Origin of the sequence: Streptomyces sp. NBC_01474, from assembly GCF_035918215.1 — a bacterium.
Lineage (GTDB): Bacteria > Actinomycetota > Actinomycetes > Streptomycetales > Streptomycetaceae > Streptomyces > Streptomyces aureus.
On sequence record NZ_CP109449.1, the window covers coordinates 8,683,398 to 8,706,818 of the forward strand.

22 protein-coding genes are annotated in these 23,421 nt (G+C 71.6%); 7 read left to right on the top strand and 15 right to left on the bottom strand.

Annotated elements, in window-relative coordinates:
* Positions 1 to 51: 51 nt before the first annotated feature.
* The 7 genes from OG758_RS39670 to OG758_RS39700 all read right to left on the bottom strand — a co-directional run bounded on the left by OG758_RS39670 (position 52) and on the right by OG758_RS39700 (position 8,799).
* On the bottom strand, positions 52 to 1,101 hold the full coding sequence (locus OG758_RS39670; RefSeq protein ID WP_326714288.1) for an N-acetylglucosamine kinase: 1,050 nt from the start codon (positions 1,099 to 1,101) through the stop codon (positions 52 to 54).
* Positions 1,101 to 1,778, bottom strand: a complete 678-nt coding sequence (locus OG758_RS39675; RefSeq protein ID WP_326714289.1) for a uracil-DNA glycosylase — start codon at positions 1,776 to 1,778, stop codon at positions 1,101 to 1,103. The genes OG758_RS39670 and OG758_RS39675 overlap by 1 nt, the downstream gene beginning before the upstream one ends.
* A gap of 34 nt (positions 1,779 to 1,812) precedes the next feature.
* On the bottom strand, positions 1,813 to 2,901 hold the full coding sequence (locus tag OG758_RS39680) for a WD40/YVTN/BNR-like repeat-containing protein (RefSeq protein ID WP_326714290.1): 1,089 nt from the start codon (positions 2,899 to 2,901) through the stop codon (positions 1,813 to 1,815).
* Between the two features lie 92 nt (positions 2,902 to 2,993).
* Entirely contained in the window at positions 2,994 to 5,045 is a 2,052-nt protein-coding gene (locus OG758_RS39685; RefSeq protein ID WP_326714291.1) for an ABC transporter ATP-binding protein, read from the bottom strand.
* Between the two features lie 27 nt (positions 5,046 to 5,072).
* Positions 5,073 to 5,978, bottom strand: coding sequence for an ABC transporter permease (locus OG758_RS39690; protein ID WP_266739369.1), 906 nt, complete (start codon positions 5,976 to 5,978; stop codon positions 5,073 to 5,075).
* Positions 5,975 to 6,925, bottom strand: coding sequence for an ABC transporter permease (locus OG758_RS39695; RefSeq protein WP_326714292.1), 951 nt, complete (start codon positions 6,923 to 6,925; stop codon positions 5,975 to 5,977). The genes OG758_RS39690 and OG758_RS39695 overlap by 4 nt, the downstream gene beginning before the upstream one ends.
* The gene (locus tag OG758_RS39700; protein ID WP_326714293.1) at positions 6,922 to 8,799 is read right to left on the bottom strand and encodes a peptide ABC transporter substrate-binding protein; all 1,878 of its coding nucleotides are present in this window, start codon (positions 8,797 to 8,799) and stop codon (positions 6,922 to 6,924) included. Before OG758_RS39700 ends, OG758_RS39695 begins: the two co-directional genes overlap by 4 nt.
* Before the next feature lie 276 nt (positions 8,800 to 9,075).
* Here OG758_RS39700 and OG758_RS39705 point away from each other — a divergent pair, with 276 nt between their 5' ends.
* The 3 genes from OG758_RS39705 to OG758_RS39715 all read left to right on the top strand — a co-directional run bounded on the left by OG758_RS39705 (position 9,076) and on the right by OG758_RS39715 (position 12,192).
* The gene (locus OG758_RS39705) at positions 9,076 to 10,257 is read left to right on the top strand and encodes an ROK family transcriptional regulator (protein ID WP_326714294.1); all 1,182 of its coding nucleotides are present in this window, start codon (positions 9,076 to 9,078) and stop codon (positions 10,255 to 10,257) included.
* Positions 10,254 to 11,801, top strand: a complete 1,548-nt coding sequence (locus OG758_RS39710; RefSeq protein WP_326714295.1) for a M81 family metallopeptidase — start codon at positions 10,254 to 10,256, stop codon at positions 11,799 to 11,801. Before OG758_RS39705 ends, OG758_RS39710 begins: the two co-directional genes overlap by 4 nt.
* Before the next feature lie 136 nt (positions 11,802 to 11,937).
* The gene (locus OG758_RS39715) at positions 11,938 to 12,192 is read left to right on the top strand and encodes a type B 50S ribosomal protein L31 (protein ID WP_116500281.1); all 255 of its coding nucleotides are present in this window, start codon (positions 11,938 to 11,940) and stop codon (positions 12,190 to 12,192) included.
* Positions 12,193 to 12,230: 38 nt separating this feature from the next.
* Here the strand turns inward: OG758_RS39715 and OG758_RS39720 are convergent, their stop codons facing one another.
* Complete coding sequence (locus OG758_RS39720; RefSeq protein WP_326714296.1) at positions 12,231 to 13,310, bottom strand: NADH:flavin oxidoreductase/NADH oxidase; 1,080 nt, start codon at positions 13,308 to 13,310, stop codon at positions 12,231 to 12,233.
* Between the two features lie 165 nt (positions 13,311 to 13,475).
* Between OG758_RS39720 and OG758_RS39725 the strand changes: the two genes are divergently transcribed.
* A complete protein-coding gene (locus OG758_RS39725; RefSeq protein WP_326714297.1) occupies positions 13,476 to 13,865 on the top strand; it encodes an ArsR/SmtB family transcription factor in 390 nt (129 codons plus the stop codon).
* Here OG758_RS39725 and OG758_RS39730 read toward each other — a convergent pair.
* From OG758_RS39730 to OG758_RS39740, 3 genes are all read right to left on the bottom strand, one after another.
* Positions 13,821 to 15,182 carry a nucleobase:cation symporter-2 family protein gene (locus OG758_RS39730; protein ID WP_326714298.1) on the bottom strand — a complete coding sequence of 454 codons (1,362 nt, stop codon included), beginning with the start codon at positions 15,180 to 15,182 and terminating at the stop codon, positions 13,821 to 13,823. The genes OG758_RS39725 and OG758_RS39730 overlap by 45 nt on opposite strands.
* A gap of 162 nt (positions 15,183 to 15,344) precedes the next feature.
* Positions 15,345 to 16,694 (bottom strand): FAD-dependent oxidoreductase, encoded by a 1,350-nt coding sequence (locus OG758_RS39735; RefSeq protein WP_326714299.1) that lies wholly within the window; start codon positions 16,692 to 16,694, stop codon positions 15,345 to 15,347.
* Between the two features lie 95 nt (positions 16,695 to 16,789).
* Positions 16,790 to 17,467 carry a DUF305 domain-containing protein gene (locus OG758_RS39740; protein ID WP_326714300.1) on the bottom strand — a complete coding sequence of 226 codons (678 nt, stop codon included), beginning with the start codon at positions 17,465 to 17,467 and terminating at the stop codon, positions 16,790 to 16,792.
* Between the two features lie 84 nt (positions 17,468 to 17,551).
* On the opposite strand from OG758_RS39740, the gene OG758_RS39745 reads away from it, so the two are divergent.
* Entirely contained in the window at positions 17,552 to 19,054 is a 1,503-nt protein-coding gene (locus tag OG758_RS39745; RefSeq protein ID WP_326714301.1) for an LVIVD repeat-containing protein, read from the top strand.
* On the opposite strand, the gene OG758_RS39750 is transcribed toward OG758_RS39745, so the two are convergent.
* A complete protein-coding gene (locus OG758_RS39750) occupies positions 19,042 to 19,737 on the bottom strand; it encodes a TetR/AcrR family transcriptional regulator (protein ID WP_326714302.1) in 696 nt (231 codons plus the stop codon). The two genes, OG758_RS39745 and OG758_RS39750, sit on opposite strands and share 13 nt — an antisense overlap.
* Before the next feature lie 259 nt (positions 19,738 to 19,996).
* Here OG758_RS39750 and OG758_RS39755 point away from each other — a divergent pair, with 259 nt between their 5' ends.
* Together OG758_RS39755 and OG758_RS39760 are read left to right on the top strand one after the other, a co-directional pair.
* On the top strand, positions 19,997 to 20,581 hold the full coding sequence (locus OG758_RS39755; RefSeq protein WP_326714303.1) for a GNAT family N-acetyltransferase: 585 nt from the start codon (positions 19,997 to 19,999) through the stop codon (positions 20,579 to 20,581).
* A 29-nt stretch (positions 20,582 to 20,610) separates the two neighbouring features.
* Positions 20,611 to 20,856, top strand: a complete 246-nt coding sequence (locus OG758_RS39760) for a DUF2630 family protein (protein WP_326714304.1) — start codon at positions 20,611 to 20,613, stop codon at positions 20,854 to 20,856.
* 45 nt (positions 20,857 to 20,901) lie between these two features.
* Here OG758_RS39760 and OG758_RS39765 read toward each other — a convergent pair whose 3' ends face one another.
* The 3 genes from OG758_RS39765 to OG758_RS39775 form a co-directional block, all read right to left on the bottom strand.
* Positions 20,902 to 21,576, bottom strand: a complete 675-nt coding sequence (locus OG758_RS39765; protein ID WP_326714305.1) for a phosphatase PAP2 family protein — start codon at positions 21,574 to 21,576, stop codon at positions 20,902 to 20,904.
* A gap of 73 nt (positions 21,577 to 21,649) precedes the next feature.
* A complete protein-coding gene (locus OG758_RS39770; protein ID WP_266567386.1) occupies positions 21,650 to 22,585 on the bottom strand; it encodes a M56 family metallopeptidase in 936 nt (311 codons plus the stop codon).
* A gap of 160 nt (positions 22,586 to 22,745) precedes the next feature.
* Complete coding sequence (locus tag OG758_RS39775; protein WP_326714306.1) at positions 22,746 to 23,294, bottom strand: DUF5134 domain-containing protein; 549 nt, start codon at positions 23,292 to 23,294, stop codon at positions 22,746 to 22,748.
* Positions 23,295 to 23,421: the final 127 nt, after the last annotated feature.

The window sequence follows — 23,421 nt, forward strand, 5'->3', positions numbered from 1 at the left end:
CGGTTACGAATGGCTCAACTGTCCAGGTCAGAAGGGGCGCAAGGACCGCCGTCAGCGGTCGGCGGCCTCCTGGGGGGCGTGGAGGAGACGGCCGTCGCACGGCAGGCGCAGACCGTCGACGGCGAGCGCGGCGGCGATCACCAGCGCACCGTGCAGGGGGTCGCCGGTCGCCGACACCGTGCCGGCGTACGGGAGTTGCTCCGCGAGCTCGGCGCGGAGCGGGGCGAGCAGTGGCTCGCCCATCTTGAACAGGCCGCCGGTGAGCGCCACTTCACTGCCGTCACCCGCCGGGCACACCGCGGCCGCCGCCTCGGCGATATGTCCGGCCGCCTCGCGCAGGATGCCGGCGGCGACGGAGTCGTCGAGTGCGGCGCGGGCCACATCGGGCGCGAAGGCGGCGAGGACGGCGGGACGGTCCGTGCGCGGGTAGATCCGGGCCGGCAGTCCGGCCGCCGGGCCGAACCGCTCCTCGGCGAGGGCGAGCAGCGCGGCGGAGCCCCCGCGGCGCCCGTCGTACGCCCGCATCGCCGCGTCCAGCCCCGCCCGCCCGATCCACGCACCGCCACCGCAGTCACCGAGGAGGTGCCCCCAGCCGTCGGCCCGGTGCCAGGAGGTGAGGTCCGTGCCGAGCGCGATCATGCCCGTGCCCGCGGCGACGACCGCGCCGGGCCGCTGGCCGAGCGCGCCCGCGTAGGCGGTGACACCGTCCGCGGCCAACGCGAGCCGCCGTACGCCCAGTTCGGCCGCGAGGGCGCCCGGGAGTTCGGCCCGCAGTCCGTCGCCGAGCGTGGCCATGCCGGCCGCGCCGACGGCGACCGTGCTCAGCCGCGGCACGCCGGGGCCGCGGTCGCCGACGCGGGCGAGCAGCTCCCGGGCCATCGGAAGCATCTGTTCGAGCAGATGCCCGGCGTCGATGCCCGCCGCACCGGTCCGCACGGGCTCGCGGGACACCGTCGTCTCGGGACGTGTGAGATCCCCGGCCGAGGCGAGCGCCACGCGCAGACCGGAACCGCCGGAGTCGACGCCGAGGACCCACCCGGGGCCCGTGGGATCGTCCCCGCCGTGGCCCGGACCGGGCTCGGCAGCGGTGGGCTCGCGCATCACGGCAGCCGCCAGTCCACCGGCTGCCCGCCCTGCTGCGCCAGGAGGTCGTTGGCCCGGCTGAACGGGCGCGAGCCGAAGAAACCGCGGTCGGCCGACATGGGGGACGGGTGCGCGGACTCCACGGACGGCAGGTCGCCGAGGAGGGGCCGCAGATTGCGGGCGTCGCGGCCCCACAGGACGGACACGAGCGGACGGCCGCGCGCGGCCAGCGCCCTGATCGCCTGCTCGGTCACCTCTTCCCAGCCCTTGCCGCGGTGTGCGGCGGGGCGGCGGGGGGCCGTGGTGAGTGCCCTGTTCAGCAGGAGTACGCCTTGCCGCGTCCAGGGCGTCAGGTCACCGTTCGTCGGCTGGGGCAGGCCCAGGTCCGTGTTCAGCTCGCGGTAGATGTTGATGAGGCTGCCGGGCAGTGGCCGCACCTCGGGCGCGACCGAGAACGAGAGCCCGACGGCATGTCCCGGCGTGGGATAGGGGTCCTGGCCGACGATCAGGACCCGCACCTCGTCGAACGGCTGCTGGAACGCGCGCAGCACGTTCGCCCCGGCCGGGAGGTAGGTGCGTCCCGCGGCGATCTCCGCGCGCAGGAACTCGCCCATGGCGGTGATCTGTCCCGCGACGGGTTCGAGGGCCTTGGCCCAGCCGGCTTCTACGATTTCGTGCAAGGGTCGTGGTGCCACGGGCGTCACCCTACTGCCGTAACGGACGGGCCGATCAACCGACCACGGCCGCTCGCACACACAGCACGTCCGGCAGATGGGAGGCCAACTGCCGCCAGCTGTCCCCGTCGTCGGCCGACGCGTACACCTCGCCGTTGCGGTTGCCGAAGTAGACGCCCGCCGGGTCGGAGTCGTCCGTGCACATCGCGTCGCGCAGTACCGTCCCGTAGTGATCGCCCTGCGGGAGCCCCGCCGTCAGCGGCTCCCAGCTCCTGCCCGCGTCCTCCGTACGGAAGACGCGGCAGTGCCGCTCCGCGGGCACGCGGTCCGAGTCGGCGTTGATCGGGAACACGTACGCCGTGTCCCCGCGGTGCGGATGCGCGGCGGCGGCGAAGCCGAACGTCGAGGGGAGGCCCGCCCCGATGTCGTTCCACCGGGTACCGCCGTCGTCGCTGCGGTACACGCCCCAGTGGTTCTGGAGGTAGAGGCGGTCCGGGTCGGCCGCGTCCTGCGTGACCTTGTGGACGCACTGGCCGAACTCGGGGTTCGGATCCGGCAGGAAGACCGCCGAGACCCCGGAGTTGGCGGGGTCCCAACTCTGTCCGCCGTCCCGCGTGCGGAACACCCCGGCCGTGGACACCGCGACCGTCACCGCGCGCGCGTCACGCGGATCGGTGACCACCGTGTGCAGGCCCTCGCCACCGCCGCCGGGGACCCACTTCGACCGCGTCGGGTGCTCCCACAGCGGACGCACCAGGTCGAACGTCTCGCCCCGGTCCTCCGAGCGGTAGAGCGCCGCCGGCTCGGTGCCCGCGTACACCACGTCCCGCTCGGCGGCGGCAGGGTGCAGCTGCCACACGCGCTCCAGCGAGGCCCCCGTGTCCTTGGGGAACTTGACGGCGGGGTGTGACGGCTCCGTCCACGTACGGCCCAGGTCGTCGGAGTGGAAGACCGACGGGCCGAAGTGCGCACTGTCACCGCCCGCGAGGAGCCGAGGGACATCGCCCCGCGTGTCGATCGCCACCGAATACACGGCCTGGGAGTTGAAGTACGGGCCTTCGTCGAACTCCCACGCGCCGCCACCCCGCCTGCGGCCGATGAAAAGCCCTTTGCGCGTGCCAACCGTCAGTAGCACTTCGGTCATGCCGGACACCTCCGAGGACGCCTTTGTCTCAGGTACGGCCCAGTCTGCACCCGACCACTGACAGTCACCCTCGGAGGCGGCATCGCCGCAGGTCACACCGGCTGGGCGGCCACTTCCTCCGGCACCGGCAGCGGAAAGTGACAGGCCACCTGGTGGCCGGCCCCGCGCGGGGCCGCGACCGGCGGCTCGACCTCGGCGCAGACGTCCTGCGCGAGTGGGCAGCGGGTGCGGAACCGGCACCCCGACGGCGGCTTCGCCGCGGACGGCGTCTCGCCCGTCAGCGGAGACCCGGAACCGGCCGTGGCCGACGGATCGGGCACGTTGACCGTGTCGAGGAGTCCCCGCGTGTACGGATGCAGCGGACGCGCGTACACCTCCTCCGCGGGACCGGTCTCGACGAGTTTGCCGAGATACATCACGCCCACGGTGTCGGCGAGGTAACGCACGACCGCGAGGTCGTGCGAGATGAACAGATACGTCAGGCCGCGCTCACGCTGGAGCTCCCGCATCAGGTTGAGGATTTGCGCCTGCACGGACACGTCGAGCGCCGACACCGGCTCGTCCGCGACCACCAGATCGGGGGACAGTGTCAACGCCCGTGCCAGGCCGAGGCGTTGGCGCTGGCCGCCGGAGAACTCGTGCGGGTAGCGGTGCACGGCGCCCCGCGGCAGCCCCACGGCGTCCAGGAGCGTGCCGATCTGCGCCTCCTGCCCGGCGCGGCTGCCGACTCCCTGGATGACGAGGGGTTCGCGCAGGATCTCGCCGACCCGCATCCGCGGGTCCATGGCCGCGGTCGAGTCCTGGAACATGAGCTGGATGCGGCGGCGGTACGCCCGGCGCCCGGCCCGCGTGAGGCCCGCGAGGTCCTCGCCGCCGAAGCGCACCGATCCGGCCGTCGGGTCCTCCAGGCCCGCGACGATCCGGCCGAGCGTCGTCTTGCCGCAGCCGGACTCGCCGACCATGCCGAACGTCTCGCCCTTGCGGATGGTCAGCGACACCCCGCCCACCGCGCTGACCGTGCCGCGACTGCGCGAGAACGGGCCGCCCTTGAGCGGGAACTCCTTGACGAGACCGTCGAGTTCGAGAAGCGGCGCGCCCGGCGCCGACTGCGCGGGGACGGCGGCGGGCGCGATGACGCCGGCCGCCTCGCCCTCCGCGTTCACGTCCGGCACCGGGTGGAAACAGGCGAACCGGTGCTCGGCTCCACCCAGTTCGTCGTCGGCGAGCGCCGGCTCCTGGGTGCGGCACTCGTCCGTGGCGAACACGCAGCGCGGCGCGAACCGGCAGCCCTGCGGCCGCACCGTCAGGTTCGGCGGCAGCCCGGGAATCGTGTGCAGTTCGGTCCCGCCGTCGCCTGCCCGTTCCGGAAGCGCCGCGAACAGGGATTCCGTGTAGCGGTGGCGCGGGCGGGCGAACAGGTCCCGTACGCCCGACTGTTCGGCGACTCTGCCCGCGTACATGACGGCGACGCGGTCGACGCGGTTCGCGATGACGCCGAGGTCGTGCGTGACGAGGATCATCGCCATGCCGAGCCGCTCGCGCAGGTCGTCGATCAGCTCCAGGATCTGGTGCTGGGTCGTCACGTCGAGCGCGGTCGTCGGCTCGTCGGCGATGAGCAGCTTCGGCTCGCAGACCAGCGCCATGGCGATGGCGACGCGCTGGCGCATGCCGCCCGACAGCTGGTGCGGATACGCCTTCATGCGCTCGGCGGGCTGGGGCATGCCGACGAGCCGGAGGGTCTCCTCGGCGCGTGCCCAGGCCTCCTTGCGGGAGACGCCGCGGTGCAGGAGGAGCGGCTCGGCGACCTGCCGGCCGATCGTCATGGTCGGGTTGAGCGAGGTCAGCGGGTCCTGGAAGACCATGCCGATGGTGTTGCCGCGTACGTCCTGGAGGACGGGCGCGGGCGCGGCGGCCAGGTCCACTCCGTCGAACAGGACGCGTCCGCCGGTGATCCGGCCGCCGGGCGGCAGCAGTCCGAGGACGCTGAGCGCGGTCATCGTCTTGCCGCAGCCGGACTCGCCGACGACCCCGAGAGCCTCACCGGCGGCCAGGTCGAGGGAGATCCCGTCGAGGGCGTGGACGGTGCGGTCGCGGGTGGCGATGTCGACGCGCAGGTCGTCGATCCTGAGCAGGGGCTCGGTCATGTCTGTCTTCCTCAATGCCTCGGTCCCTTACTTCCGCAGCCGTACTTCGAACGCGTCACGCAGCCCGTCGCCGATGAAGTTGAACGCGGCGACGACCAGGACGATCGCGATGCCCGGCGGGAAGATCAGCCACCAATAGCCGTTCTGCGTGTAGGTGATGCCGGCGGACAGCATCGAGCCCCAGTCGGCGGACGGCGGCGGGATGCTGAGCCCGAGGAACGCGAGATAGCTGACGTAGAGGATGGCGTCGGCGATCTGGAACGTGCAGTTCACGATGACCGTGCCGATCGCGTTCGGCACGATGTGCTTGAACACGGCCCGCGTGCCGCCGCCGCCCATCATCCGCATGGCCTGGACGTACTCACGGTTGCGCAGCGACAGTGCCTCGCCGCGCACCAGGCGGGCGGGGGAGAGCCACGCGACTCCGGCGATGATCAGGATGAGGATGCCCTTGCTGGGCGTGATGATCGCGGCGACCACGACGAGCAGGAACATCGCGGGGATCGCGAGCGCCGCGTCGGTGACCCGCATCATCGCGGCGTCGACCCAGCCGCCGAAGTACCCGGCGACAGCCCCGTACACGGTGCCGAACAGCGTCGCCAGCAGGCCCGCCGCCAGCCCGATTTCGAGAGAGGTCCGCCCGGCGACCATGAGCCGGCCGAGCAGGTCGTACCCGAGGTCGGTGGTGCCGAGGAGGTGCCCGGCGGTGCCGGGGGAGAGGTTCGCCTGCGCGAGATCCGTGTGGATCTGCTCGGTCGGGTGGACGAGAGGGCCCAGGTAGCAGAAGGCGAGCAGCAGGACCAGGACCACGACGCCCGTCAGGGCCAGCTTGTTGCCGGTGAAGACGCGCAGGGTCCGGCGGGCGAGGGAGGGGGTGGCCTGCGCGGCTTCCTCCTGGCCCGGCTGGACGGGAAGGACGGCGGACGTACTCATGCCACGCTCCGGATCCGGGGGTCGAGGACGGCGTACAGGATGTCGGTGAGCAGCGAGCCGAGGACCGTGGCGATGCCGACCACGAGGGTCACGCCGAGGAGCACGGGGAAGTCGGAGCCCTGGGCCGCGTTCCAGAACAGCAGCCCCATGCCCGGGTAGTTGAACATCGACTCGACGACGAGAGCGCCGCTGAACAGCGTCGGGAGGTAGAGCCCGAGCAGGGTCGCGAGAGGGATCAGGGCGTTGCGCAGGACGTGCCTGACCATGATCCGCCGGCTGGACTGGCCCTTCGCCATGGCCGTGCGGACGTACTCCTCGGTGAGGTTGTCGAGCACGGCGGAGCGCATGTAGCGGCTGAACATCGCCACGATGCCGAAGGCCATCGTCACGACCGGCAGGACCAACCCCGTGAAATCGCCGAGGAGTTGACCGATCGTCTCGCCCTGCGGCGCCTCTGCGGGGAAGATCGGCATGACCTGCGCGAACAGGATGATCATGATGAGGCCGAGGAAGAACACGGGCGTCGCGTACAGCAGGAAGGCGAGTCCCGTGAGCGCGTAGTCCGAGGCCTTGCCGCGCCGCACGGCCTGGAGCAGGCCCAGCGGGACGGCGATCACGACGGCGAGGACGGTGGACAGGACCGTCAGGAGCAGCGTCTTCGGCAGGCGTTGCTTGAGCAGTTCGAAGACGGGCGAGTTGAGTTTGTACGAGTCGCCGAGGTCGCCGGTGAGCAGCCGCTTCAGATACATCACGTACTGCATGGGAAGTGAACGGTCGTAGCCCTGCTGGTGGTTGAAGTGCTCGATCTGCTGCGGGGTGCCCTTCGGGCCGAGGATGGCACGGGCCGGGCCGCCCGGCAGCAGATGCAGGAGGGTGAAGACGATCACCGAGACCAGGAACAGGACGACGAGGGCCTGCAGGAAGCGCTTGACCAGAAAGCCGGTCACTTCGCGGCTCCCTTCTTGGCGTGCTTGTTGTTCGCGTCGTTCGTGTGCTGCTTGTCGTTCTTGACGAAGTACCAGTGCTGCGGCGCGAACGTGACGGTCGGGTTCTGCTCGATGCCCCGCAGGTCGTTCCGGATCACCGACACCTGGTACGCGGGGTTCGGCATCCACATCACCGGCAGCTGCCCGGCGAGGTACTCGCCGTACTGGTGGACGGCCTTCATGTCCGGCGAGTACTGCACGGCGCGGATGATCCGGTCGGCCTTCTTGTCGCTGTAGTTGCCGAAGTTGGCGGAGGCGCCCGTGGAGAAGAGCTGCTCGCCGCTCGGGTTGAGCGGGTAGTACCAGCTGCCGGCCGTACCGAAGAAGGACATGTCCCAGTCGCAGCCCGGGTCCTTGGCCGTGCACGGCACGGAGTTGCCGAGCACCGAGTTCAGGGGCTGCTGGCGCACGGCCAGGTCGATGCCCGCCCGGCTGAGCGACGACTTCAGCTCCTGCATCATGTTCGTCGTCTCGGTGGAACCCGACTGCGACAGCAGTGTCATCTCCAGGGGGGCGTTCTCCTCGATGCCGGGGCCGCACTCGTCGTCGCCGGTACCCGGGCGTGCGCAGCGCGCGATGCCGTCGCGGGTCTTCCAGCCGTGCGCGGAGAGCAGCTCGCGCGCCGTGCGTACGGAGAACGGGTACTGGTTCTTCGCCATGGACGGCGACAGGTACTGGCTCTTCGGCGTCACGGGCACCGGGCCGAGCGTCGGGGTGGCACTGCCCTGCCAGATGACGTTGCTCATCGCCTTCTGGTCGACGAGGTGCTGCATCGCCTGGCGGATGTACAACTGGCTCATCAGGGGCCCGGCGTGGGTGGAGTTGAAGTTGTAGACGATGTACGTCGCCGCCCAGCCCTCCCACGGATCGACGCGGTATCCCTTGTCCTCGAACTTCGCCTTCTGCGCCATGACGGACGGCGGTATGTAGCCGTAGTCGACGCCGCCGGAGCGCAGCACGTTGTACTCGGAGTCGGCGGTGGTGAACGGCTTGAAGACGACCTTGTCCAGGTGCGGCCGCTCGGAGTCGGGGCCGGTGAACTTCTCGTTCGGGACGATGGTCACCTGGCCGCTGTCCCGCCAGCCGGCAAGTTTCCAGGGCCCGTTGACCGTTTTCCAGAGAGGGTCGCTGCCGTACGAGCCGAGGCTCTTGGCGTGCCGCGTGAGCCGGGCGAAGACGGCCTTGGCGCCCTTGGTGGTGCGGTCGTGGTCGCCGACCCGGCCGCCGTCGGTCGTGGCGTCCCAGGAGTGCTGGGGCAGGGCGCGCATCAGCGTGAGCTGGTTGGCCGTGAACCAGTCCGGGTTGTACGCCCGGTCGAGGTGCAGCCGCACCGTGCGGTCGTCGACGACCTCGAACCGCTTCACGTTGTCCGGCATCGTGCCCACCGAGTAGCTGCCCCAGTCGGCCTTGTTCGCCTTGACGAGGTTGAACCAGAACTCGAGGTCGCGGGAGGTGACCGGCTTCCCGTCGGACCACTTCACGCCCTCGCGCAGCGGCACGGTCACCGTCTTGTTGCCGTCGCTGTACTTCGGCTCGAGGCCGAGCGTGCTCGGGCCGTGCGTGGTCAGCTCGCCCTTGAGCTGCACGGCGTCGTAGACCGGCATGAACAGCAGGGTCTGGATGCCGTAGTTGTACGAGGCTCCGTAGCCGGGTGCGCCGATCGGGAAGATCCAGTTCGGTGTGGCGGCGGGAGGCAGCGCCATCGTGGCCGTGCCGCCCTCCACGGGGGTGCCGCCGGTCGGCCCCATGGCGATGCTGCCGCCCTCGTGCGTGCAGCCGGTGAGCGCCGCCGCGAGGACGAGGGCGGCGGCGGCCGTTGACCTGAATGAGCGCATGCCGGAGGGCCTCCAAGGGGTCGGGGGACGGCCCCGTACCGGAGTGCGACGGGGCGGCGCCCGAACGCTAGGCCGGTCGGCGAAACCAAGTCAATAGCTTCATTCGGCAAATAGTTCTTCGTTCCGAAAGTATGGCCAACTTGGTTTGGTTCGGTCTAGGGTTCGATCATTCCTCGAAGAAACACATCGAACTAAGACGCCGAACGAGCTCATCGAACCCCAGGCGCTGAACCAAGCAATCAAGCAACCAAGCAACCGAGCAACCAAGAGGGCGGTATGTCCGACACATCGCAGGGCGAACCGGGGTCGGCGCAGCACATCCTGCACCTGGTCTCCTCGGGCGCCGCCACCTCCCGGGCCGACCTCGTGCGGGAGCTGGGCCTCGCCCCCTCCACCGTCTCGCTGCGCGTGCAGGAACTCGTGGCGGCCGGCGTGCTCACCGAGTCCGGCGAGGGCGCCTCGCGCGGCGGGCGGCGCCCCCGTCTGCTGCGCGTGCGGGCCCAGGGTGGTGTCGCGCTCGCCGCCGACCTCGGCAGCCATCACGCGCGGCTCGGAGTGGTCGGCCTCGACGGGACCGTCCTCGACGCCGTCGACCTGCCGCACGACATCACTGTGGGGCCGGAGCCGGCCGTCGACTGGCTCTGCGGTCAGGTCACCGAACTCGCCGCACGGCAGCGGGAGGCGGGCCGCACCGTGCGCGCTCTCGGCGTCGGGTTCCCCGGCCCGGTCAAGCCCGGCGAGGGCCGCGTCCTGAGCCCGTCCCGCATGCCGGGCTGGCACCGCTACCCGCTGCGCGACGTCCTCGCCGAACGCCTCGGCCTGCCCGTCACCGTGGAGAACGACGCCACGATGATGGCCGTCGGCGAGCACCGCGCCGCCCGCCCAGACCTCGACCACATGGTGGTCGTGAAGGCGGGCCGCGGCATCGGCAGCGGCATCATCTCCGCGGGCCGCCCGCACGACGGAGCCAACGGCTGCGCCGGCGACATCAGCCACGTACGCGTGGAGGCCGCGCAGGACCGGCCGTGCAGCTGCGGCAACATCGGCTGCCTGGAGACGGTCGCCAGCGGCGCCGCGCTGATGCGCGAACTCGCCGGGCAGGGCGTCGAGGTGGCCTCCACCACCGAGCTCCTCCAGCTCGTCGCCGACGGCGACCCGCAGGCCACCACCCTGGTCCGCACCGCCGGCCGGCACATCGGCACGGTCCTGTCCGTCGTCGTGAACTTCTTCAATCCGCAGGTCGTGGCCCTCGGCGGCGCACTCGCCGCCGCCGAACCGCTGGTCGCCGCCGTCCGCGGAGTCCTGTATGAGCGCTGCCTGCCGCTCGCGACCGCGGACCTGGAGATCACCACGACGGTCACGGGCCCCGACGCGGGACTGCTCGGCGCGGGCCTCACCGCCCTGCGCCACAACCTCCCCACCGCACCCGTCCCCCAGGAAGAGAGCGCCTCAGCATGACGAGCACGGCCCCCGCACGCCGCCTGCGCATCGGCATCGGCGGCATCGGCATCGAGTCCTCCACGTTCTGCCCGCACCGCTCCACCACGGACGACTTCCGGCAGACACGCGGCCAGGACCTCCTCGACCGCTACACCTGGACCCGGCCCGACTCCGACCTCGCCGACGTGGTCGAGTGGGTGCCGCTGCTGCACGCGACCTCGCTGCCCGGCGGCCCGGTCGAGGCGGAGTCGTACCTGGTCCTCAAGGACGAACTCGTCACCCGCATACGCGAGGCCGGCCCCCTCGACGGCATGGTCTACGACATCCACGGCGCCATGAGCGTGATCGGCCTCACCGACGCCGAGGGCGACCTGACGGACGCGGTCCGTGCCGCCCTCGACGCGCACGGCACCCGCCCGCTTCTGTCCGCCGCGATGGACCTGCACGGCAATGTCTCGCGCCGCTTCGCCGGCCCCTGCGACCTGCTCACGGCCCACCGTCTCGCCCCGCACGAGGACGCCTGGGACACCCGCGAGCGCGCCGCCCGCAACCTCGTACGCTGCCTGCGCGACGGCACGCGCCCGCACCGCGCCTGGGTCCAGGTCCCCGTCCTGCTGCCCGGCGAGAAGACCAGCACCCGCCTCGAACCCGCCATGTCCCTCTACGCCTCGCTCGCCGACATCGAGCGGAAGGACGGCATCCTCGACGCGGCGATGTGGGTCGGCTACGCCTGGGCGGACGAGCCGCGCTGCAAGGCCGCCATCGTCGTCACCGGCGACGACGCCCAACTCGCCGCCGCGGAGGCCGAGAAGCTCGCCCGGCGCTACTGGGACGCCCGCAGGGACTTCGTCTTCGTCAGTCCGACGGGCAGCGCCGGGGAGTGCATCGAGAAGGCGGTCGCCTCCGACAAGCGGCCGTTCCTCATCAGTGACTCCGGCGACAACCCGACGGCGGGCGGCGCCGGGGACCTCGCGTACATGCTGGGCAAGCTCCTGGAGAACGACGCGATCCGCACGGGCGAGGTCACGGCAGTGCACCCTGGGATCACCGACCCGGTCGCCGTGGCCCGCTGCTTCGAGGCGGGGGTGGGCGCCGAGGTCACCCTCGGCGTCGGTGGCAAGGTCGACGCCGGTCACGGCGGACCGTACGAACTCACCGGCACCGTCACGGCGTTGCAGCGCGCCACCGAGCAGAAGGACCGGGCCGAGGGCGGCGCGTACGACCGCGGCGTCGACATGGCGGCGGTGCGCGTCGGCGGACTCACCGTCGTCCTCGTGGAGCGCCGCAAACCCTTCCACACGCTCGCCGACTTCATGGGCCCCGCGGAGGGCGGCCTCGGCGTCGACCCGCGCACGTACGACCTGGTCGTCGTCAAGATCGGTTACCTGGAGCCCGAACTCCACGACATGGCCGCCGACTGGCTGCTCGCCCTCACCCCGGGCGGCGTCGACCAGGACCTCCTGCGCCTGGGCCACCACCGGGTCGAGCGGCCGCTGTACCCGTTCGACGACGACGCGTACGCGGACGGGCCGGGCCCCGACCTCACGGCCACGCTCCTGTAGGCGCGCTTCCGCCGGCGCGCTTGTGCCAACCGGCAGCGGACGGAGTCGCGGAGCGGACGCTTCCGGGTGAGGCTTGAGAGGCCCGTACCGGCCGTGGACGAGCCGGTGCGCTGAACCGCGCGCTGAAGGAGACACGATGCAGCAGGACAAACAGCCCGCCTACGGCCCCGTGGTGTTCCGTGACCGGTCGGCGGGCTATGCCTTCCTGACCCGCTCGACGGCCGCCAGCGAAGAGACGATCGAGTGGGACGACGGCGAGACCTACCCCGTCGTCGACGTGGAGATCTCCTCCGAGTCGCACCCCTTCTACACGGGCAAGGCGCGGGTGGTCGACGCCGAGGGGCAGGTCGCCAAGTTCGAGAAGCGGTACGGCGAGCAGGACAAGGGCTGAGCGCCCGGACGCCTGACTGACCGCCGCACCGCCGGGGATCAGACCGAGCGCAGGTACTGGTCCGGCACGTGCACGTCCCCGCCCAGCTCGCGCGCCGCCAGGCGCGCCCACGACGGGCTGCGCAGCAGCTCACGGCCGAGCAGGACGGCGTCGGCCTCGCCGTTGGCGAGGATCTTCTCGGCCTGCTCCACGTCGGTGATGAGGCCGACTGCGGCCACGGCCAGCTCCGTCTCGGCCTTCACGCGCGCGGCGAAGGGGACCTGATAGCCGGGGCCGACCGGGATGCGCACGCCGGACGCGTTGCCGCCGGTCGAGACGTCGAGCAGGTCGACGCCGTGCTCCTTGAGGAGGGTGGCGAGGCGCACGGTCTCCTCGGGCGTCCAGCCGTTCTCCTCCAGCCAGTCGGTGGCGGAGATACGGAAGAAGAGCGGCTTGTCGTCGGGCCACACGGCGCGGACGGCGTCGACGACCTCGAGGGCGAAGCGCACCCGGTTGTCGAAGGAGCCGCCGTACTCGTCCGTGCGGACGTTGGAGTGCGGCGAGAGGAACTGGCCGATCAGGTAGCCGTGCGCGCCGTGGATCTCGGCGACCTCGAAGCCCGCGTCCAGGGCGCGGCGGGCGCCGTCGGCGAACTGGGCGACGATCTCGCGGATCCGCTCCACGGTGAGCTCGGCCGGGGCCGCGTGCTTGTCGTCGAAGGCGAGCGGGCTCGGCGCGACCGAGTCCCAGCCGTACGCGTCGGCGCCGACGGGGCCGCCGCCCTTCCAGGGGCGGTCGGTCGACGCCTTGCGGCCCGCGTGCCCGAGCTGGATGCCCGGGACGGTGCCGTGCGCCTTGAGGAAGGCGGTGATCCGGCGGAACGCCTCGACCTGCGTGTCGTTCCAGATCCCGAGGTCGTACGGGCTGATGCGGCCCTCGGGGCTGACACCGGTGGCCTCGACGATGATGAGGCCCGCGCCACCGGCGGCACGGGCCGCGTAGTGCGCGAAGTGCCAGTCGTTCGGGGCACCGGTGTCCGGGCCCTCGGGGGCGGCGCTGTACTGGCACATCGGCGGCATCCAGACCCGGTTGGGGATGGTCAGCGACCGAAGGGTGTAGGGCTCGAACAGCGCGCTCACGGCAGACTCCTATACGTTCACGACGGGCGTGGCGGGTCCTCGTACGATAGGCATCGTAGTACGGCACCTGTCAAACTACGACGAGTCTCGTACAATGGGCTCGACGCACCCGCAACGCACCCGTCATCCCCATCCGCACACCGGGCCGAACGAAGTGGAGCCGCCGTGACGACCGCCGCACCGAGCAGCAGGGCGCTTGCTCACCCCACGCGTGACGAGATCCGCCTGGAGTCGGTGCTGCACGCGCTCGCCGACCCGATGCGCCTGCGGGTGGTGCGGGAGCTGGCGGAGGAGGACGAGAACAGTGAGCTCTCCTGTTCGCACTTCGTCCTCCCGGTCACGAAGTCGACCACCACGCACCACTTCCGCGTCCTGCGCGAGAGCGGCGTGATCCGGCAGATCTACCGGGGCACCGCCAAGATGAGCGTGCTGCGCCGCGCCGAACTGGACGAGCTCTTCCCCGGCCTTCTCGACAGCGTCCTCGCGGCGGCCGCCCGGCAGGACGACCGGCTAGGCGACGGGGGCTCCGGCGGTGTCGGCGGCCTGGGGAGCTGAACCACCGCTTCCCGGAAGGTGGTTGAACAGCAGGTTGAGTACGATCGCCGTGATGCAGCCAGCGCTGATCCCGCTGTCCATGACCGTCTGGAACCAGTCGGGGAACTTGGCGTAGATCCCGGGCACGCCCACCGGAAGCACCCCGATCGCCACCGACACGGCGACGACCGTCAGGTTGTGGTTGCCGGCGAAGTCGACCCGGGCCAGCGTCCGCACGCCGCTCGCCGCGACCGTGCCGAACATGACCAGGCCGGCGCCGCCGAGCACGGGCGCCGGGATCGCGGCGACGACGGCGCCCAGCTTGGGCAGCAGGCCGAGCAGCACCAGGATTCCGCCCGCCGTGGCGACGACCCAGCGGCTGCGCACCCGCGTCATGCCCACAAGCCCGACGTTCTGTGCGAACGCGGTGTACGGGAACGTGTTGAACACGCCGCCGAGGACTGTGGAGAGGCCGTCCGCGCGCAGGCCGTCCGCCACTGAGCGGGGCTGGACGGGCCGCCCCGTCATCTCGCCCACCGCGATGAAGTCGCCCGTGGTCTCGGTCATCGTCACCAGGGCCACGATCAGCATCGACACGATCGCCGCGCCGTGGAACGTCGGCGTACCGAAGTGGAACGGCGTGCTGACCCCCACCCAGTGCGCGTCACCGACACCGCCGAAGTCCGTGAAACCGGTGGGCACGGCGACGGCCGTGCCGACGACGATGCCGGCGAGCACGGCGACGCGGCTCAGGAACGGCGGCGCGAAGCGCTGTACCGCGAGGACCACCACGAGGACGAACGCCGCCAGCGCGACGTTCTTCGGGGCGCCGAAGTCCTTCGAACCCGCGCCGCCCGCAACCCAGTTGCCCGCCACCGGCAGCAGCGAGACGCCGATGATCAGGATGACCGTGCCGGTGACCAGTGGCGGGAAGAAGCGCAGCAGCCTGCCGAAGACCGGCGCGAGCAGCATCATCGCGAGCCCGGCGACGATCACCGCCCCGTAGATCGCGGGAAGCCCGCCGCCCGTCGTGCCGATGATCACCATCGGCGAGACGGCGGCGAACGTACAGCCCTGGACGATCGGCAGCCGGACGCCGAACCGCCACACCCCGACGCACTGGATCAGCGTCGCGATGCCGCACACCAGCAGATCCGCGGTGATGAGATACGCGAGGTCGGCGGGCGACAGCTTCATCGCGCCGCCCACGATCAGCGGCACGGCCACCGCGCCCGCGTACATGGCGAGCACGTGCTGAAGGCCGAACGCGGCCAGCTGCCGCACGGGCAGCACCTCGTCGACGGGGTGGACGGACGGTGGGGCGGCCGGGGCTGCCATGGGCACTCCAAGGGGATGTCGGAACGCGAACGTGGGTGCGAGGGGCGGGGTGGACAGCACGAGACCGTAAGGGGCTTAAACGATTTGTTGATTTCGCGTCTGTTGCCGGGATGTGTCGCGCTTCCCGGGCGCCCTGCGTCAGCGCGTATCGCCGCTCAGGAGCTACGTCGTCCCGTCGCGGGCCGCCGCCAGCAGGCCCGCCCAGTCCGGGATCTTCACCGGGCCACGCCCCAGGGAGCGGCCCAGCTCCGCCTCCGCGCGCTCGATCGCGAGCCACCCGGGCCACTCGACGGTCGCGCAGCCCGCCGCGCGAAGCCCGCGGAGCGCGTCACCAGGAACGTCCCGGGCGGTCAGCGCGGCGGCGTCGTCGAGCAGTGACTGCGCGGTCTCCTTGGCGCACGGGCGGTTGGTGCCGATCACGCCTGTCGGGCCGCGCTTGATCCAGCCCGCGACGTACTCGCCGGGCGAGACCTCACCCGCCCGCAGGACGCGCCCCTCGCGATGCGGCACCGTTGCGGTGGCCTCGTCGAACGGCAGCCCGTCCAGGGGTACTCCGCGGTATCCCACCGACCGCAGGACGAGCTGCGCGTCGATGTCGTCGAACCGGCCGGTGCCGCTCACGCCTCCCGAGCCGTCCGGCGCGGTGTGCTCGAACCGCACGCCCGACACCCGGCCCGCGGCCCCTTCCAGGAGCGCCGCCGGCCGCTGGAAGAAACGCAGATGGATGCGGCGGGGGAGACCCGGCGACGGGCGCTCGGCCCAGCCGCGCAGCACCTCGACGTTCCGCCGGTTCGCCGCCGGCAGCCCCGACGGGTCGATATAGGCGGGATCGAGCGCCAACTCGGCCGGGTCCACGACCACTTCGACCCCGGGAAGCGTGCCGAGCTCACGCAGCTCCTTGGTCGTGAAGCGTGCCTGCGAAGGGCCGCGCCGCCCCACCATGTACACGTCCCGCACCCGGCTGTCGGCCAGTGCGCCGAGCGCCGCCTGCGGCATGTCGGTGGGCGCCAGCTCGGCCGCGCCGCGGGCCAGGATCCGGGTGACGTCCACGGCGACGTTGCCCACGCCGATGACGACGGCCGACTCCACGCCCCGCACGAACCCCTCGGCCACCGCGTCCGGATGCGCGCTGTACCAGGAGACGAAGTCGGTCGCCGACCAGCTGCCCGGAAGGTCCTCGCCCGGTACGCCCAGATGGCGGTCGGTGGCGGCGCCCACGCAGTACACGACCGCGTGGTACATCTCCAGGAGCCGGTCGGGCGGCAGGCCGGGGCCGATCTCGACGCCGCCGACGAAGCGGACGCGCTCGTGCTCCAGGACCGTGCGCAGATTGTTCTGCAGCGACTTGATCTTCTCGTGGTCCGGTGCCACGCCGTAGCGCACCAGGCCGTACGGGCAGGGGAGCCGGTCGAGGACGTCCACGTGGACGTCCGGCACCCGCTCCTGCTGGACCAGGCTCTGCGCGGTGTACACCCCGCTCGGCCCCGACCCCACAACGGCGACGCGCAGCACGGCGGACTCCTTCCGCAGGCCGACGGACTTCCAGCATGACACCGAGGGGGCCGGGCCGGGAGGGTGTGACGCGCACGGAGCTCACGCGCCGGGCGTCACGACATCTTCCGCATGCGCCCGATCTCGGCCGTCTGCTGCGCGATCACGTCGTTCGCCATCTCCTCGATCTGGACGTTGTTCCCCTCGGACAGCACGTCCGTCGCCATCGTGACCGCCCCGGTGTGGTGCGTGATCATCAGCTTCAGGAAGAGCTCGTCGAAGGCCGCGCCGTGCGCCGCGCGCAACGTCTTCAGCTGTGCCTCGGTCGCCATCCCCGGCATCGCCTCGTGTCCGTGGTGCCCGCCGCTCTCGCGTTCCCTGCCGTGGGAGTTGAGCCAGCCCTCCATGGCCCCGACCTCCGGGCCCTGCGCCGCGGAGATGCGCTGCGCGAGGCGCTTCACCTGGCCCGACTCGGCTCGCTTCGGGGCGAGTTCGGTCATCTGGAGGGCCTGTGTGTGATGCGCGATCATCATCTGTGCGTAGCCGAAGTCGGCCGAGTTGGGGCTGTCGTCCGGCTTGCGCTTCCGCGCGTCCTCGGCCGACAGCGTCTCGGCGCCCTCGCCCGGCTTGCCCGGTGCGATCACCGAAGGCCCCGGCCGCGCACGGGAGTTGGTGTCAGCGCCCCCGCCGTCCGGCGCCGTGTCACAGCCGCCGAGTACGAGCGCGGCGACCGCGGCCGTCAACGGCAGGACAACTTTCATGACGAGTACGTTGCCATCTGTTGATCTGTGCATGATGAAGACGATACTCGTGGGGGTCCGTGCTCCGCTCCCGCATGAACGGGGGAAGCGGGGAAGTCATCGACGAGGGAGACAGCAGTGACCCTGTTGAACGAGTCCCGAACGCGCCGCAGACGCCTGGGAGTTGCCGCGACCGCGGCCGGGCTGCTGGCCGCGCTACTCATGGCCGCTCCGGCGGCGGCGACCCCCGACCCGGGCGACGCCCCGGCCAGGGCCGAGCGGCTCTCGAAGAGCGCGGCGGCCGACACCCGGGCGGCGATCGCGAACGGCGACATACCCGCCCAGGACGAGGTCGTCCACTCCGACAACATCGAACATCTCGCCAACATCCCCAAGGACGTCCTGCCCGGCATCAACTCGGACCTCGCGTTCCAGGGCAAGTACGCCTTCGCGGGGAACTACGACGGCTTCCGCATCTTCGACATCAGCAACCCGAAGGCCCCGAAGACCGTCGCGCAGGTCCTGTGCCCCGGATCGCAGAACGACATCTCCGTCTCCGGCGACCTGCTCTTCCTGTCGACCGACTCGTCGCGCAGCGACAACTCCTGCGCCAGCACCACGCAGCCCGCCACGGAGAAGTCCTCCTGGGAGGGCATGAAGGTCTTCGACATCAGCGACAAGAAGAACCCGAAGTACGTCGCAGCCGTCGAGACCGCCTGTGGCTCGCACACGCACACGCTGGTCCCGGAGAAGAAGAACGTCTACGTGTATGTCTCGTCGTACTCGCCGAGCGCGACGTTCCCGGACTGCCAGCCGCCGCACGACGGGATCTCGGTCATCAAGGTGCCGCGCAAGGCGCCCGAGAAGGCGGCGCTGGTCAACTTCCCCGTCCTGTTCCCCGGTGAGGGACCCGACGGCGGCGGCAACCCCGGCGGGCCCACCAACCCGGGCGTCTCCAAGACCACCGGCTGCCACGACATCACGGTCCTGCCCTCGAAGGACCTGGCCGCCGGCGCCTGCATGGGCGACGGCATCCTGTTCTCCATCAAGGACCCCGAGAACCCCAAGGTCATCGACCAGGTCGAGGACAACACCAACTTCGCCTTCTGGCACTCGGCGACGTTCAACCAGAAGGCCGACAAGGTCGTCTTCACGGACGAGCTCGGCGGCGGCGGGGCGGCCACCTGCAACGAGGCCGTCGGGCCGGACCGCGGCGCCGACGGCATCTACGCCGTCGTCGGCAAGGGCGACCACCGCAAGCTGGTGTTCAAGAACTACTTCAAGATCCCCCGCCACCAGGCGGACACCGAGAACTGCGTGGCCCACAACGGCTCGCTGATCCCCGTCAAGGGCAAGGACATCATGGTCCAGGCCTGGTACCAGGGCGGCGTCTCGGTCTGGGACTTCACCGACTCCTCGAAGCCCAGGGAGATCGCCTACTTCGAGCGCGGTCCGCTCACCACGGACACCCTCCAGGTGGGCGGTGCCTGGTCCGCGTACTACTACAACGGCTACATCTACTCGAACGACATCGCCAAGGGCTTCGACGTCCTGAAGCTCAGCGACCGGCGCACCGACCCGGCCGAGCGAGTCCGCACGGGCGAGCTGAACGTCCAGACGCAGCCGGACTACTTCGACTGAGAGCCGTTCGACCGGGACCCGGGACCTCCGGGCTCGAAGTACTGGGAGAAGTCCGGGGCACCCCCCGGGCTTCTCCCGCCGGGCGCCGCGTCGTCCGGCGGGGTTCCGAGCTCCCACGCGAGCCCGTACCGGGCGAACAGCTCCGCCCGAAGGGCCGGCAACGGCATCGGCGCCCCCGGGACCAGCGCCGCGAACACCGCCCCCATCAGCTGGGAGCGCAGCAGCGGATAGTCGCGTTCGACGCTGAGCGAGCCGTTCCGCAGGACGGTGTCGCGCAGCAGCTCGGCGAGCCGCTGCTGCTCGGGGCACTGCACGAAGCCCTCGGCCTGGAGGATCCCCGCCATGTGCGTCCGCATGAGGACGGGGTGGTCGACGGCCAGGCCGAGGATCGCGTCGACGGCCCGCGCCAGCCGCTCCGGCCCGTCCTCGGTGTGCGGCTCGCGCTCCAGCGCCGCTTCCAGCGTCCGGTGCATCAGCCGGTGCACCGCGGACTGGAGCAGCTGCCGCTTGCCGGGGAAGTAGTACGACACCAGGCCCCGCGCCGAACCGGCGCGGTCCGCGATGTCGCCGAGCGTCGTCGCGTCGTACCCGCGCTCCCCGACGAGCTCGACCGTCGCCTGCAGAAGCCGCTCGCGGGATCGCCGTCGCAACTCCTCGTTGACCGATGCGCTGCGCGGGGACATCCTGTAACTCCTGCGTTGACTGGCTTGTAGCCAGTATACTCAGCGCGTCCCTGACAGAGGGCCCTTTGCGGAACCCCTGGCCAGGGCTCCTGGGCGTATCCGGCGACGCGGGGGATCGTCGGATACGCCCGGTCCTGCCGGGCGGGTGTCCGGACGGCGTCGGTGCCGTCCGGACACCCGCCCGGCAGGTGATTCCGGTGTGGCCGCCGGCGCCGGAAATCCCCGACGTTGCGGACTCCTCCAGGGGCACACTGGCCCCATGCCGCAGCTGATCGCTCCCGACGTCCGCGTCCACGCCTCCTTCCTGGCCGCCATGGACGAGGCCCGCGCCGAGGGCCACGGCGGACCCGACGACGACTCCACCGCGGGGCTCAGCCTGCGCGCGTACGGAGACACCTGGCAGGACCCGGCGGTCTTCGCGCAATACGTCGCCCGCATGCGGCTCACCCACGGACCGCGGAGCATCCTGCAGTACGACGTGGAGTGCACGACCCTGTGGTACGTCGACGGGGACGCCTACCTCGGCCGCCTCGCGATCCGCCACCGCCTCACCGAGGCCTGGCTGCGCGACGGGCACATCGGCTACGACGTACGGCCCGGCGCCCGCGGCCGCGGACACGCCACCGCGATGCTCCGCGCGGCTCTCCCGCTCGCCGCGCGCCTGGGCATCGACCCGGCGCTGATCACGTGTGACACGGACAACGCCGCCTCCCGCCGCGTCATCGAGGCCTGCGGTGGAGTACGGGACGAGACGGGCGAGGACGACGGGGTGCTGCGGTACCGGGCGCCCACCGGAACCGGATCGCACACCGGGCGAACCCTCCCTACAGTGGGCAAGGGGTGACGGGCAGGCCAGCTAGGAGGCGTACCGACATGGATCAAGAGCAGATCCTGGCCCGGATCACGGCGATGGTCGACGACGAGAAGCGGCTCCGCGCGTCGCTCGCCTCCGGTGAGATCGACGGGGCGACCGAGCACGAGCGCCTTGCCGCCGTGGAGCGCGAACTCGACCAGTGCTGGGACCTGCTGCGCCAGCGCCGGGCCAAGACGGAGTTCGGCGAGAACCCCGACGAGGCGAGGGTCAGGCCCGAGTCCCAGGTCGAGGGCTATGAGTCGTGACGGCCCGGTCGCGGCGGCGCATCCGGACGGTCTCGCCCTGACGGGTCACCTGCTCGCGGTGAGCCGCTCGTAGGCCGTCACGGACACGGTCACCGTCAGCGCCCCGAGCAGCCAGCCGCCGAGTACGTCCGAGGGCCAGTGCACGCCGAGCCACAGCCGCGTGAGGCCGACGCCGACGACCGACACCACCGCGAGCGTGCACGCCGTGCGCCACAGGGCGCGGCCTGCGCCGTAGCGGCGCAGCAGCCAGAGGATCAGCCCCCACACCACCGTGGCTGTCATCGCGTGCCCGGAGGGGTAGGCCGCGTAGTGAGCGGAGTCCACGGGGTCCGTCCACACCGGGCGGGCACGGCCGACGGCCGCCTTGAGGCCCTGCTGGATCAGTGTGCCCACCGCACATGTGGCGGCCACCCACAGCGCGAGCCACCAGGCGTCATGTCTCCATACAAGCCAGACGACGACCACGGCGCACAGGGCGCGCATCGTCCACGGATCCCAGAACCAGTCCGTCAGAACCCGGTTCACCTGCGTCAGTCCGGGATCGTCGACGGCCCAGCGGTGGGCGGTGCGCGCCAGCTCGCCGTCCAGTGTCATCAGTGGTTCCCAGCGCGTTGCCACCGCGATCAGCAGCAGCGCGCTGAGAGCGGCCAGCACCGCCGTCGCGCGTGTGAGCCGCGGATGCCGGGGGCGGGGCGGGGAGTCGACCGGTGCCGGGTGCATGGGGAAGATCCTCACCCATGGACGGCGCCGGTGGCCATCAGGCGGAGCGGACGCGTCCGGCTCCGGCCGTCGGTCAGCCCAGCGCGCGCAGGCCCGGCACGAAGGTCACCAGGAGCGGCACCACCGGTACGAGGGCGGCCGCCGCGGTCAGGCGCAGACGCCGGGCCGGGGTGAGCCGCCGCGGCGGGGTCAGCAAGCGGTGCACGCGCTGCGGCACATGGGCCTGCGGCGTGGGGCAGGGGCCGAACACCCCGCGGTCCTCGTTGAGTTCGACCAGGGCGAGGGCGATGGTCAGGCGCCCGAAGCGGCGCGACGCCATGTCGTCGGCGGCCAGTTCGACGAGCCGGTGCATCTCGTCGCGGAACGCGGCGAAGACCGGAACCTGCGGGAAGCCCGTGGCCAGCGCCCCCGAGCAGTGCAGCAGCCAGTCGTGCCGCCACTGCGCATGGCCCATCTCGTGCGCGAGGACCGCGTCCAGCTGACGGCCCTTGAGGCGGCGCAGGGCGGCCGTCGTGATGACCAGTTGCGGCGCGGCACCCGGCAGCCACCAGGCGTCGGGACGTTCGCCTTCGAGGACGACGAGTCGGTCGCTGCCCGGCTCCTCGCCCGGCAACAGCGGGGAACGCACCAGGAGTTCGGCGCGCCGCCGCCTGCGCCTGGCCCGCGATCGGAAGATCTCCCGGGCGAGCATCGCCGCGGTCCACAGCCCGCCGAGCGCGAGCGTCACGGCCAGTGTCGCCGCCCATCCGCCGGCCGCCCGCAGCGCGTACGCGTCGACGACGGCGTGCGGGGCGGACGCGAACACATGGCCGCGGACGGCCTGCCAGGCGGCGGCCGCGCTCAGCGTCATCGACAGCGCGCAGCACAGGAGGACACCGGCCACCACGCACTGCCACACCCAAAGGGCGACCACCGGCTCGCGCTCCGGCCAGTCGGCCCGCGCGAGAAGACGCGGGGCGACGACAGCGGCGAGGGTGCCGAGCAGCAGCAGTGCTACGGGGACCGTCATGGCCTCAGCCTATGAGCCGGGACTACCGGAGGGTACGGGCTGTCGCGTCAAGTGACGTACGCCACGGTTTTGAGCGGGCAGTTGTCCGCAATGGAGCAGTTTCCCCGGCCTCCTGTCCGCGCGGGCTCGCGCAGGCACCTCCACGCCCCTGCCCGCGCGCCTACATGGTCAGCAGCATCGCGACCATCCCGATGCCCATCGAGAGGCGGCAGGCCTGCGCCAGCTCCGGGCGGTCCCCCCACCCGGACGCCGGCGGGCCACCCCCGGCCGTCGCCACCGGCACCAGCCGCACCCCCGACCACAGCACGTACCCCGCGAAATAGAGAAGGAGCAGTCCGGTCACCAGCGGTGCGCCCGCCCCTCCGTGACCGGCGTGCCCGCTCGGCGCCGCGGCCATCCCCACCGCCATGTACGCCATGGCGAAAGTGCCCACCAGGTGGTGCAGGTGGTGCGCGCTCGAACGGGACGACCACAACGCGCGCAGCGCCGCCGCCCCGAACACGACCGCGTACAACGCCCAGGCGGCGCGCGGCGGCGTGATCACCGCGGCAGGTATCGCCATGAGCGCCATGCCGAACCCCATGAGGGCCTCGCTGCCCGCCGTGCGGCGCTGCTCCTCGACTCCGCTGCGCATCCGCAGCAGGCAGTACGCCCCCGTCGCCGCGCACAGCGCGACGAGCAGCCAGGCGGCCGAGCCCGGTCCGTGCACGCGAACCTCCCCCAGTCGGACGCCGTACCGCGTCGGGGACGAGATGCCCGTGCAGGGCGGGGCGCAATCGAGCGCAGGGGAGCACTGGGCGCGCTCGGCGGTGCGACCGTGCGCGGGTGGTGCGCGC

Bases quoted from the DNA above. Each gene is read 5' to 3' on its own strand.
- OG758_RS39670 (WP_326714288.1), bottom strand. From the start codon at position 1,101: ATGCGCGAGCCCACCGCTGCCGAGCCCGGTCCGGGCCACGGCGGGGAC.
- OG758_RS39685 (WP_326714291.1), bottom strand. From the start codon at position 5,045: ATGACCGAGCCCCTGCTCAGGATCGACGACCTGCGCGTCGACATCGCC.
- OG758_RS39680 (WP_326714290.1), bottom strand. From the start codon at position 2,901: ATGACCGAAGTGCTACTGACGGTTGGCACGCGCAAAGGGCTTTTCATC.
- OG758_RS39715 (WP_116500281.1), top strand. From the start codon at position 11,938: ATGCAGCAGGACAAACAGCCCGCCTACGGCCCCGTGGTGTTCCGTGAC.
- OG758_RS39740 (WP_326714300.1), bottom strand. From the start codon at position 17,467: ATGCACAGATCAACAGATGGCAACGTACTCGTCATGAAAGTTGTCCTG.
- OG758_RS39760 (WP_326714304.1), top strand. From the start codon at position 20,611: ATGGATCAAGAGCAGATCCTGGCCCGGATCACGGCGATGGTCGACGAC.
- OG758_RS39705 (WP_326714294.1), top strand. From the start codon at position 9,076: ATGTCCGACACATCGCAGGGCGAACCGGGGTCGGCGCAGCACATCCTG.
- OG758_RS39750 (WP_326714302.1), bottom strand. From the start codon at position 19,737: ATGTCCCCGCGCAGCGCATCGGTCAACGAGGAGTTGCGACGGCGATCC.
- OG758_RS39690 (WP_266739369.1), bottom strand. From the start codon at position 5,978: ATGAGTACGTCCGCCGTCCTTCCCGTCCAGCCGGGCCAGGAGGAAGCC.
- OG758_RS39710 (WP_326714295.1), top strand. From the start codon at position 10,254: ATGACGAGCACGGCCCCCGCACGCCGCCTGCGCATCGGCATCGGCGGC.
- OG758_RS39730 (WP_326714298.1), bottom strand. From the start codon at position 15,182: ATGGCAGCCCCGGCCGCCCCACCGTCCGTCCACCCCGTCGACGAGGTG.
- OG758_RS39755 (WP_326714303.1), top strand. From the start codon at position 19,997: ATGCCGCAGCTGATCGCTCCCGACGTCCGCGTCCACGCCTCCTTCCTG.
- OG758_RS39765 (WP_326714305.1), bottom strand. From the start codon at position 21,576: ATGCACCCGGCACCGGTCGACTCCCCGCCCCGCCCCCGGCATCCGCGG.
- OG758_RS39770 (WP_266567386.1), bottom strand. From the start codon at position 22,585: ATGACGGTCCCCGTAGCACTGCTGCTGCTCGGCACCCTCGCCGCTGTC.
- OG758_RS39700 (WP_326714293.1), bottom strand. From the start codon at position 8,799: ATGCGCTCATTCAGGTCAACGGCCGCCGCCGCCCTCGTCCTCGCGGCG.